This is a genomic window from Delftia acidovorans NBRC 14950 (assembly GCF_001598795.1).
Classification (GTDB): Bacteria; Pseudomonadota; Gammaproteobacteria; order Burkholderiales; family Burkholderiaceae_C; genus Comamonas; species Comamonas acidovorans.
Genome location: NZ_BCZP01000051.1, coordinates 1 through 10085 on the forward strand (window position 1 = coordinate 1; position 10085 = coordinate 10085).

Annotated in this window: 17 protein-coding genes; 11 read left to right on the forward strand and 6 right to left on the reverse strand. The window is 61.5% G+C overall.

Features of this window, described 5'->3' with window-relative positions; genetic code table 11:
* Window positions 1–239 precede the first annotated feature (239 nt).
* The 3 genes from DA1_RS28830 to DA1_RS28840 are packed head-to-tail and all read right to left on the reverse strand — an operon-like array spanning window position 240 to window position 1091.
* Entirely contained in the window at window positions 240–473 is a 234-nt protein-coding gene (locus tag DA1_RS28830; RefSeq protein WP_034398767.1) for a hypothetical protein, read from the reverse strand.
* Window positions 474–501: 28 nt separating this feature from the next.
* Window positions 502–753, reverse strand: coding sequence for a hypothetical protein (locus DA1_RS28835; RefSeq protein WP_034395212.1), 252 nt, complete (start codon window positions 751–753; stop codon window positions 502–504).
* A complete protein-coding gene (locus DA1_RS28840) occupies window positions 750–1091 on the reverse strand; it encodes a hypothetical protein (protein WP_155294297.1) in 342 nt (113 codons plus the stop codon). The genes DA1_RS28835 and DA1_RS28840 overlap by 4 nt, the downstream gene beginning before the upstream one ends.
* A gap of 251 nt (window positions 1092–1342) precedes the next feature.
* On the opposite strand from DA1_RS28840, the gene DA1_RS28845 reads away from it, so the two are divergent.
* On the forward strand, window positions 1343–1723 hold the full coding sequence (locus tag DA1_RS28845; RefSeq protein ID WP_034395218.1) for a hypothetical protein: 381 nt from the start codon (window positions 1343–1345) through the stop codon (window positions 1721–1723).
* A 160-nt stretch (window positions 1724–1883) separates the two neighbouring features.
* Here the strand turns inward: DA1_RS28845 and DA1_RS28850 are convergent, their stop codons facing one another.
* Window positions 1884–3041 (reverse strand): type I restriction endonuclease, encoded by a 1158-nt coding sequence (locus DA1_RS28850; protein WP_034395223.1) that lies wholly within the window; start codon window positions 3039–3041, stop codon window positions 1884–1886.
* A 632-nt stretch (window positions 3042–3673) separates the two neighbouring features.
* Complete coding sequence (locus tag DA1_RS28855) at window positions 3674–4078, reverse strand: hypothetical protein (protein ID WP_016452987.1); 405 nt, start codon at window positions 4076–4078, stop codon at window positions 3674–3676.
* A 68-nt stretch (window positions 4079–4146) separates the two neighbouring features.
* Between DA1_RS28855 and DA1_RS28860 the strand changes: the two genes are divergently transcribed.
* From DA1_RS28860 to DA1_RS30825, 4 genes are all read left to right on the forward strand, one after another.
* Complete coding sequence (locus DA1_RS28860) at window positions 4147–4359, forward strand: hypothetical protein (RefSeq protein ID WP_034395226.1); 213 nt, start codon at window positions 4147–4149, stop codon at window positions 4357–4359.
* Window positions 4352–4579 carry a hypothetical protein gene (locus tag DA1_RS28865; RefSeq protein ID WP_034395229.1) on the forward strand — a complete coding sequence of 76 codons (228 nt, stop codon included), beginning with the start codon at window positions 4352–4354 and terminating at the stop codon, window positions 4577–4579. The genes DA1_RS28860 and DA1_RS28865 overlap by 8 nt, the downstream gene beginning before the upstream one ends.
* Before the next feature lie 177 nt (window positions 4580–4756).
* Complete coding sequence (locus DA1_RS30820; protein ID WP_155294298.1) at window positions 4757–5368, forward strand: hypothetical protein; 612 nt, start codon at window positions 4757–4759, stop codon at window positions 5366–5368.
* Window positions 5361–5627: a hypothetical protein gene (locus tag DA1_RS30825; RefSeq protein WP_155294299.1), complete on the forward strand. Its 267-nt coding sequence runs from the start codon at window positions 5361–5363 to the stop codon at window positions 5625–5627. Before DA1_RS30820 ends, DA1_RS30825 begins: the two co-directional genes overlap by 8 nt.
* Window positions 5628–5726: 99 nt before the next feature.
* Here the strand turns inward: DA1_RS30825 and DA1_RS28880 are convergent, their stop codons facing one another.
* A complete protein-coding gene (locus DA1_RS28880) occupies window positions 5727–5975 on the reverse strand; it encodes a hypothetical protein (protein ID WP_034395237.1) in 249 nt (82 codons plus the stop codon).
* A 27-nt stretch (window positions 5976–6002) separates the two neighbouring features.
* On the opposite strand from DA1_RS28880, the gene DA1_RS28885 reads away from it, so the two are divergent.
* The 6 genes from DA1_RS28885 to DA1_RS28910 form a co-directional block, all read left to right on the forward strand.
* Entirely contained in the window at window positions 6003–6533 is a 531-nt protein-coding gene (locus DA1_RS28885) for a phage regulatory CII family protein (RefSeq protein ID WP_051940918.1), read from the forward strand.
* Entirely contained in the window at window positions 6523–7383 is an 861-nt protein-coding gene (locus tag DA1_RS28890) for a hypothetical protein (protein WP_034395240.1), read from the forward strand. The genes DA1_RS28885 and DA1_RS28890 overlap by 11 nt, the downstream gene beginning before the upstream one ends.
* Before the next feature lie 29 nt (window positions 7384–7412).
* Complete coding sequence (locus DA1_RS28895; protein ID WP_034395242.1) at window positions 7413–7754, forward strand: hypothetical protein; 342 nt, start codon at window positions 7413–7415, stop codon at window positions 7752–7754.
* A 24-nt stretch (window positions 7755–7778) separates the two neighbouring features.
* The gene (locus tag DA1_RS28900) at window positions 7779–8849 is read left to right on the forward strand and encodes a YdaU family protein (protein ID WP_034395245.1); all 1071 of its coding nucleotides are present in this window, start codon (window positions 7779–7781) and stop codon (window positions 8847–8849) included.
* A gap of 199 nt (window positions 8850–9048) precedes the next feature.
* The gene (locus DA1_RS28905) at window positions 9049–9537 is read left to right on the forward strand and encodes a hypothetical protein (protein ID WP_051940922.1); all 489 of its coding nucleotides are present in this window, start codon (window positions 9049–9051) and stop codon (window positions 9535–9537) included.
* Window positions 9534–10085, forward strand: a 552-nt coding sequence (locus DA1_RS28910; RefSeq protein ID WP_174549424.1) for a phage terminase large subunit family protein, incomplete at its 3' end; no start/stop codon positions are given. The genes DA1_RS28905 and DA1_RS28910, both read left to right, overlap by 4 nt.

A 10085-nucleotide genomic window follows, 5' to 3' on the forward strand; every position in this document is an offset into this window, starting at 1 on the left:
CTTGCTGGCGTGCTGGGCTGCCAGTGCGTGGGCGTCGGCCAGCGCGAAGGCGTGGCGCAGCGCGTAGTGCCAGTCGCTGGCCCAGTGGTGGTCGCTGTCAACGGTGGCAGATGACGACATAGGGCCGGTCTCCGAATTGCTCCTGTGCCCAGGTGCATGCGTCTTGCGTGCAGGCGCCGACGAATTGCTGCTGCGTGCAGCCGCATTTGATGGTGAAAGTGCGCATGTGACTCCAGTGATCAGAGGGATGGCAGTTCCAGCGGGATCTGCTGGAGCTTGGTTGAGGCGGGCGCATCAGCCGCACTGGCCTTGCGGCTGCGGCGCTTGGGTGGAGTGGCAGCAGCTGCAGCGCTGGCCAGCTGCTCGCGCGCCCTGGCGAAGGTCTGGGCCACGTTGGTGTGTTCGCTGCGACGGTAGACAAAGGCCTGATCGGTGATCGGCGTGGAGGTGCGGGTGATGCGGGCGAGTTGCATGTGGGTCTCCGGCATGCAAACGGCCCGCTCAGTGGCGGGCCGTTGGTTGGTCAAAGAAGGTGGTGCCGCACCAGGCGTAGAGCAGCATTCCGCTGTGCCGGGCCTCGTCCAGTGCCGCATATCCCGCGTTGGTCAGCAGCGCGCATGCGCTCCAGATCAGGGGTTCGCCGGCGCCCTCGCGTTCCATCACGGCGCCTTCGGCCAGGTCGCGGAAGTAGGTGGCCAGCCAGAACGGGCCGGCAGGGGTTGGCGGCGGTGTCTCGGGATACGGCGGGCTCATTGGTGCTGCGTGCCCGCGTCGAAAAACGTGGTGCCGGGCCAGGCATAGAGCAACAGGCCCGAATCCCTGGTGTGTCGGGCTGATTGAGCCATCTTGTCCCAAAGCTGGATCGATGCGCTATTGGCGGCCATTTCGGTGATGCGATCCACTTTGGGCCCTTTGGTTGTGTTGAGCTTGTCGTAGAGCGCTTTCATGGCAACTTGCTCCGCGAGGTCGATCAAATAGGCGGAAAGCCAGAAGTTGGGATGACTGGTTTCAAGCCAATCCGGATAGGCCATGCATAGGTGTTCGGCCTTCGGTTTGCGAAGTGGGCGACGCGATGGGGTGGCGTTTGCCATGGCAGATCTCCAGTGGTGGGCGAGACGAATAAAAAGGCCGGTGCCGCGTGGCGGCTGCGTGGGCGAGATGGCTGGTGGTTGCGAAGTGAGAAGCCCAGGCCCGGCGAAAAGATGGCTTGAGGTGATCAAAAACTAGCTGATGCGTGCGCTGCATTGCATTTGGACTTCTTACGGTTCCAACTACACGCGGGAGGGCTGGTCGTGGGTATCGCCTCTATCGAGGTTGAGCGCGCGCGACGGCGACAAGGGTCATGACCACAAAGGAATGGATTGAGATAAGCATCCAGCTCGCATCGTTGATTGCCACGGCCTGGGTTGGCGTGAGTTCAATCAAGCTGCAACGAACCCAGATCAGCGCCGCCAAGGCCGCAGAGCAAGCGGCGGAGACGCCTACGATCCAGAGATGGAAGTGGTTCAAATCACGTGCTGGTGGTTTCGCGTTCATGTGGCTCCCGTCTGTCGCATGGTTGGTCTATGCAAGCGTGCAGGCAGCGCCTGTCACCCGTTTCACGTTGCTCCAGTTCTCGCTGCTAACCATCTGGTTCCTGGCTTACGCGGAGATGGTTGTGGTCTTTGCGTTTGCTGCAGCGCTATCACCCCTGCGGTTCTTGCAAGAGGCCTCGCCGAAGTAGGCGAAAAGAAGGCCGCATGTGCATCCAAAGGCGGGTGCTTGAGAGGGCGGATGCGCGGCGTCAAACCGAAGCGCCCTGCAACCCAAGACGCTTGGGTTTGGGCAAGCAGTAAAGAAAAAGCCCGCAGAAGCGGGCTTGATCGACTTATCGAGAGACGTAGTTACTCAGACTTGCGCTTGAAGTTTTCGTCGTTTTTGCAGAAGAGAAGCGTGTCGTTGATGATGCCTGCCAAGCGCAGGAGGTTTTCTGGTTTTTCCAGCACGACTGTATCGCCAGCTCCCATGGTCATGCGCGCGCGATTGATTTCTTCTTTGTGTGCCGCCGACAATGTGATGCCAAATTGCACCGTGGGTGTTTTCTTGTCGCCCCAGTACCGGACAAGCCAGCGATTCGTTTTTCCTTGGTACAGGACCGCGTAGTAGCTCTCTGTGTCGCGCCCCTGCAGATCTTCGCCTGGAAGCAGATCGGCGATGGTGTCGAACAGCTTTCGTTCATTTGCTGTCGTGACAATCTTGGGGTTTATTGGGTCCACTATCGGTGCGTCTGGATCCTGGATCTCCGCGAGGATGACCGGATCGGGGGCGGGATCAGGCGTCTTGTTGAGCGATGTAGCCACCAGGGCGCTTACGGAGTGGGCCAGCGCTTGCTTGACGATGGGCTGCATCTGTTCTAGGAAGCGAGCCGTGAACGTCCTCTGGATGTTGGCCCTGCCGGCAACATAGCGCACAAAGTCCGTGTCACATTCTTTGAGTATGTCGCCGATGGTGTCTCGGAATGCGCTCAGATAGATGCTCTCTTCGGCGAGCGCGCGGAGGGCGTCGGGTTGAAACTGGTCATGATGGAAGCGCAGCAGCTGCTCTGCAGCATCGTCGGTGGGCTTGTCCAGATGCAAGGTCAAGAACGGCTTGTCGTCCATGATGTTCTTGTTCACGAGGTCGGTGAAAAACCTCCACTCCCTGCCGTTCGTGATGGCCGAAATGGCCACTTCAGGCGTAGCGTTGTAATAGCGGGACAGCTGTGGGCAATGGTTGTTCAGGTTCTGACTGCAAGCCTTTGCCTCAATGAACATGACGGGGAGGCCGTTAGAGAAGAGTGCGTAATCCACGCGCTCCCCTGCCTTTGCTCCCGGAAAGTCTGCAATGTGCTCAGCCCGAACCTTGGTTGGGTCGAATGCACTGAATCCAAGAATGTCAAGTAGTGGAAGTATGAGTGCCTGCTTTGTCGTTTCTTCTGTGGTACAGAACTCCGAAACCTTCTTTATGTGCTCTGTGTGCGCCAAAACGCGCTGTTTAAATGCTTCCACCCTGTCTACTCCCATTGAAATGAAATGCAACGATCGTAGCAAAACAATTAATGCAAAGAGGAAATGACGTGGAATGAGTGGAGGCCTCTTTGCAGCCCTGCGCGGAGGCCTCCTTCAGTCGTTACCGCGCCACGACTGATGGGCGCCACTTGATAGTGGGCAAGCCCTGTAGCGTCAACACGCGCCACGCAGCGCGCTCGACCAGGGAGGGCCAGATTTCGCGCACTTCCTGGTCTGCAGGCGCGGGGTCGGGTGCAGGGCGCTTTCTACAAAGTGGCGCCTTGGGTATCCAGCAACAGAGAGAAAGACCGAGGGACGTGCCCTCGGTCGATGCCGTGGTGCCCGGCGCTGCCGGTTGGGGCGGCGCCGGATGATTGTAAACACGTTTACATAAACGGTGCAAATGATTTGTAGATGAATTTACAAAATCGGATTTTCCCAATCCAAAAAAATTCCCTTGTGAAGCGTGTTGGGGTGCGGCTATGATTCAGATATGTATGGAAACACAGTACTCTCGAGCGAGGCTGAAGAGCGAACGCTCGTCAGAGTACGCGGCGCGAACGAGGCCGAAGTGGGGGTCGAAGTGTGTTTGAGCGAACTGACGCGCCAGGGCGTGAAGGCCCTAATTTTCCCCAACGAGGAACTGCTTAGGACTTGGCGGCTGCGTCTTGCAGCACTTGCATGATGGCAGTGCTGGCAGCGTTGAAAGCTTTTGCGCGACTCAGCTTGTCGGACTGCGAGATCATGTCGAAGAGCACCGCCAACTCTACTGCAGCCGGGGATAGTTCTGTGGGAGCGTTGATCGCTGGCGGCTGGTCCATCTGGCCTTCACCGGTCAGTAGCCATCTCGAATTCACCTTGAGATAGGCGGCAACTTTTTCATGCGCCTCGGTGCGCAGCTTTTGGTCCCGCCCCTTGGCGTTCGTCAGGATCATGCCAATGTTCTGAACGGACGTGCCTGCCGCGGCAGCAACGTCCTTACGCTCGATCTCACGCCCAAGCGCCTCTGATCGCTTCTGCATGGCTTGTAGTAGGCGTTCCCCATAGAGCATGGCGCACCTTAATCCCTAATATGTAAATTTGGTTGCCTCAGTTCTTGTAAACATGTTTACAATGAGGTATGAAAAAAGATCACGCTATAGCGCTGCTGGGCGGTACGGCCAGGAAGGCCGCTGAAGCGATGGGCTATCGCGCAGTTCAAACCATCTACTTGTGGCCCGACGAACTGCCACAGGCGACCGCCGATCGTGTGATGGGCGCTGCCGCGCGGATCTCAAAGTCGGTAAGTGAAGGGTTGCCAACGTTCAGCAACCAGGAGGTGGCCCATGGCTGAGATCCGCTCCCATCTCGATCACTACGCACCGGCCTCGTTGCGCGGTGTGACAGCTGTCAAAGACGGCTGGATCTGCATGTCGTTCAGCCAGGCAGGGCAGGTGGTTCGATTGCGTCTGCCCGTTGAAGATGCCCGGCATTTGGCCGGCTTCGTCGGCCCGTTCGGTTCCCAGTTGTCGGGTGAATCCTGCCGCGCCACCGATTTGACGGAGGGGCTGTGATGCGTGCCTATATTTGGTTTTCCCTGGTGATCTGCGCTCTTTGTGTATGCGGTCGGGCTATTTGGCTGGCACGCGGAGAGTTCCCTCGGCGCACGGCTGGCCAGGCCGTAGTGGATCTGATTTTTGATTTGGTGATGGCTGGCTGGGCTCTGGGTTTGCTGCTGCAAGGAGGTGCCCATGCTTGAAGAACTGCGCCGAGAACTGTTCCGATGCCAGGCGCGAGCGCTGTGGCTGCGCTCGCTGGCGGTGGCTGATCCACTTCTCAGCGCGCGGCTGCAGGCAGAGTCCAGCCTTGCATTTCTTCGTGCAACGCAAGGCGAATGTCCTCTGGACTCATTGAGCGGACATCCCGGGGCAGCCAGTGATATTTCTGGATCCATTCCTCCAAGCTTGGGGAGGTCGCCAATGGCTGAGCCCATGTCCCTCGAAGAGCTCGCCGCAGCTTTGAAGACGGTCGGAAAGTGGCGCGAGGGCCTGACATACAAACAATTCAGGACGCTTGAAAGCGCAGGCTTGATGTCGCTGCGGGCGTGGGGTCTGGGTTTGGCGGAGTTCGAAGCCATCGACCCTATTGATGGTGAGCCTGCCCCGCAGACGATGGATGACGCGTTCGCGCTTCTCCGGCGGTTGGTAGATCGCACTGACCTGAGCCCGATGGGGGTGGTGCATGCCTTTACAGCTGGCAGTCTGGCCGGCTCCATTCTGGCTGCAGAGTTTCCTGCGTTGTTGGCACATCGAGTCGAGGGGCATGCCGCCTTCGCTGCAGGGCAGGAGGCAGCCCATGGCTGATCAAACCCTTCGTGTTGTGCTTGTTGGCCAGACAACGCTGCTAGCCGACCTCGCGCTACTTGCTGAAGCGGCCAAAGGATCGCTTGAGGTCCGCGAGGCTCTTGTCTACTTTCTTCATGGAGCTGTCGAGACTGCGGGCGTCGATATCCAGTGTGGTTCCACAACCCTGGCAGGTGAGCTTCGGGTTGAGGCGAAGCTTCCCAATCGTCTCGCGTCGCTCGCGGCGGCACTTCGGGCAATTGATCGTGATGGCCTGTGAGTCCAAGAGTCCCATTTTGTCCGCCCTCCTTGGCGTAGTTGGTGGTGGTGTGAGAGCTTCCATCGTACCCAAGGCAGGGGCGGACACCTGTTTTCCCCCTCATGCCACCACTCTTGCAGAGATGCCCCGCAGCTGTGAAATCACTTCCGGCGGCGCACTCCCGGACTCCTGCATGCGCTGGCAGCACAGTTCGCTCCAGCGGGCCAGCGCGGCCGCGCTGAATCCGGCTCGGCCTTCGCCCTCCAAGACTTCGAGCATCTGGCCCAGGAACAGCTCCAGGGCCTGCGCCCATTGGGGGCTGCCGATGTTGTCTGCTGTGGGCGTTGCGGGTGCTGTGCTGTGGGTCATGTCGTTGGCTCGCAAGGGGTTGTGCTGATGAGTGCAACTTTCTCAGTTGGCATCGCCCCTGGCTATGTCGAAAGTGAGCCTCAAGCCGACATTGCCGCCGGCATGGACGTGCTCGACGCGGCTTACCTGATCGCACAGACCAGCCAGGGCGGCATCAAGGCCCTGGCGGTGCGCATGGGCATCAACGCCGGCACGCTGCAGCACAAGCTCAACACCAACAACGATACCCACCACCTGACGCTGCGCGAATCCGTGCGGCTGCAGGTGGTGACGGGCAATGCAGCTGTGCTGCATGCCATGGCCAGCGAACTCGGCTACGAGTGCCGGCGCACCCTGCCAGACCAGGCCGAGGGCGATCCGGTGGAGGCCTTCATGCATTTCCAGTCCGCCGTGGCGGAGGTCACACGCGCAGCAGCTGATGCGCACCGCCAGCCGTCGCGCAATGCGGTGCGGCGGCTTGACCGCCAGGTGCAGGAACTCACGGTCATGGCGCAGTACCTGGCCCGCTCGGCACAGCAGCGCCTGGCTGCCACCCCTGGAGGTGGCAATGCGTATTGATATCAAGCCTGAAGGAGGTGCCCGATACAAGCGTGCCCTGGCCGGCCTGGATGGTGGGCAGATTGCTCAGGCCACGGCCGAGGCCATCAACATGGGTGCGGGCCGCGTCAAGAATTCCATGCGCTCTGAAATGCAGAGCGTTTTTGACAGACCCACAGGCTACGTGCTGCAGTCCGTGCAGGTGGTCAAGAAGGCCACGGCCGGCGATCTCAATGCGCTGGTGGCGCCTACCTACATGGGCGGCAAGGGTGTGGACCCGCAGCAGATCCTCGCCGCGCAGGAGGACGGCGGCCGGCGCCGTGACAAGCGAAGTGAGGTGGCTCTGCGGCGCGCCGGGATTCTTCCTAACGAATATCAGACTGCAATTCCAGCCGACAGGTACGGCGGGCCGTATCCGGGTACTGATGATGGGCGCGGCAATCTCAAAGGCTCGGTGCTGGTCCAACTTATCGCGTATTTCCAAGCGTTTGGCGAGCAGGGTTACAGGGCAAATATGTCCCAGGGCCGCAAGAACGCTCTGCACCAGCGCGGTGGCAAGGGCGTTCGGTTCATGGGGCCTGTGAAAGGCATCCGGTTCATCGTCGCATATGGCCCCCTGCGCGGCGGCGCCCGGACCACGGCGCGCGGCGAGTACGACCAACGCGTATCCAACTTGGGCCCAGGCATCTGGGCCATTTCGGGTACGGGCGGCGCTGACGTGCGCGCGGTGCTGATGTTCGTACGCAGCGGCAACTACAAGCCCCGCATCAGCCTGGAAGCGGTGCGCAAGCGCTCGGGCGTCGATGAGCTGATTCCCCGCTGGGTCCGTGGCCGCGTCTACGACGCATTCAAGAAAGCCAGTCAGGGCTGACGGCCCGGCTGATATCAGGAGAGATAGACATGCAACACACCACCCATCAGGTGACCTCGCATGACACCAAGGCGGATTCGTTCTCTGCCATTGGCAATGCCACGCGGGTGCGCCTCAACGAGCGGCTGTACAGCAGCCTGGCCGAGGCCCACCGCCGGGGGCAGCCCGCCCTGAGCCGGCGCGAGCTGCGGGACTTTCACAACGAGTGCACCGGCGAATGGCTGGAGATCTCCAGTGTGGCCAGCACGGTGAATGCGCTGGTCGCGGCCAAGCGGGTGGAAGAGGTGGCGGCGCGGGCCTGCTCCCTGCCGCCGCATCGCCTGGTCAAGCCTGTGCGCTGCCGCCTGCAGCAGGCCACGTTGACGGACTGAATTGATATCGAAGGTTGAGCAGGCATGAATCACTACCCCCACCACATCGGCGACTTCAACACCGCGACACGGCACTTGTCACGGCTGGAGCGTGCCATCTACCGTGACATGCGTGACATGTACTGTGACACCGAGGCAGCGTTGGACGGCTCCAGCTTCGATCTGCTGGCGCGGCGACTGCTGTGCCGGTCACCGGAAGAGATCGATGCCCTGCAGTTCGTGCTGGCCGAGTTCTTCACGCTGCTGCCCGATGGCCGATATCAGAACGACGAATGCGAGCAGATCGTGGCCCAGTTCCGCCAGCAGCAGGAGGGGCGCGAAGAGGTCAAGAGCAACGAACATCTGCGGCAAAGGCGCAGCAGGGCTAGGCGTAGCGCTATCTTTTCTGCTCTTCGTACTCTGGGTGTCGTACCCGCTGCCAAGACCAAGGCGGCAGAGCTGATGGCCCTGTGCCGTCAGCATGGGATCGTCGTGACAGACACCAGTGTCACGCTCAATGGAATGGATTGGCTGGCTGCTGATACGGACAATGTCACGCCGCGTCACGGTGATGTCACGGGTGGTGTCACGCCTCGTCACGGCGATGACACGGGTAACCAGAACCAGAACCAAAACCAATACATACCCCCCAACCCCCCTGCAGGGGGGGCGAACGGTGGGTTGGCTATCGCCACAGCGCTTGCAGGCAGCTTCCCGGAGCATCGGCGCACCCGGTTGGTGGACGTGGCCGACGCCGTGGCCGATGCCATCGCCCGTGGCGACGTGACGGCCGAGGAGCTGCTGGCTGCCGCTGAGCAGCAGCGTGGACTGCTGGCGGCGAAGGATGGCAAGGCCTGCCCCAGTCTGCTGCGCTGGGTGCGTGAGCAGCGTTGGAAGGACGTGGTGATGCTGGCATCTGCGGCTGGCGAGGGGCAGCAGCCCGACAACTGGGCAGACACGCGCAGCGGCGTCGAGGGCATGGCGGCTAGCCTGGGCATGCCGGGCTACGACGACTGGTGCGATGCGCGAGCGGGGCAGGGCCTGCGGCGAGCGTTCGCGGACTACGAGGCGGCAGTGCATGCGCTGCTGGCCGAGCGTCAGGGGGTGTCGGCATGACGGTGCGCACCCTCATCGGCGCGGCGGCGCCCCTCTCGATGTGCTTAAAAAATAGGCAGGATCGCGGGTCCTTTTTGGCCCCCTTGGAAGCGGGTAATTCGAGCCGCGCTCTCGGACTGTTGCGCAACCTTCCTAAGGGGGTTAAGTGAAGGTCCTGCCTTACTTTGATGCTCCTATTTCGCAAGCAGAATTTGCGGCTTTGATCGGTGTCAGCGAGGCCCGCGTGAGCCAGCTGGTGAGCGAAGGCGTGATCGTCCGGGGCGATTCGGGCCACGAATGGCTGCTCGCCTACTGCGCGCGCCTGCGCGACCAGGCTGCGGGCCGTGCCTCGGCCGGTTTGGGTGGCCTGGACCTGGTCCAGGAACGTGCGGCGCTGGCGCGTTCGCAACGTGTGGCCCAGGACCTGAAAAACGCTGTCTCCAGTGGCGAATTCGCGCCCATCGGTGCTTTGGCGGACGTGTTGGGTCTGGCCAGCTCGGCCGTGGTGGACCGCATGGACCAGATCGAGGGCCAGTTGCGCAAGGCCTGCCCGGATCTGCCCGAGGATGCCCGCGTCACGGTGCTGCGCGTGCTGGCCGATGCCCGCAATGAATGGATTCGGGTCACGTCCAAGCTGATCGGCGAGCGCGTGGCGGCCATGGCCGAGGCGCCCGACGAGGATGAGCTGGACGAGGAGGCCGCATTTTGAGCGTACCCCTGTCGAGAGAGGCGATTTCCGCAATCCAGGCCGCCGCGCAGCTGGGCCTGTCCAGCCTGCGGGCCGACGCACCGCAAACACTGTCCGAATGGGCAGCCGACCACTTCCTGCTGGCCGGAGAATCCAGCCACCAGAAGGGCGGTTGGGTGGCCTGGCCGTTCCAGATCGGAATCTTGGACTTCATGTCCGATGACCGCATTGAGGAGCTGGCCGTCAAGAAGTCCAAGCGCGTCGGCTACTCGAAAATGATCACGGCCTTCGTCTGCTACAACATCGCGCACCGCCGCCGAAAGCAGGCGCTGTGGCAGCCCACGGACGACGACCGTGACAGCTTCGTCAAGACCGAGATCGAGCCCCTGCTGGACAGCAAGGACGGCGTGCCCTCGGTGATCGCGGCCCGCAAGCAGGGCAGCCGGGTCGAAGAGACCATCAAGTACAAGCCGTTCCGCGACAGCGTGCTGCATTTGCTGGGCGGCAAGGCGGCGCGGGCCTACCGCCGTATCACGGTGGCCGTGGCCATCCTGGACGAATGGACGGCT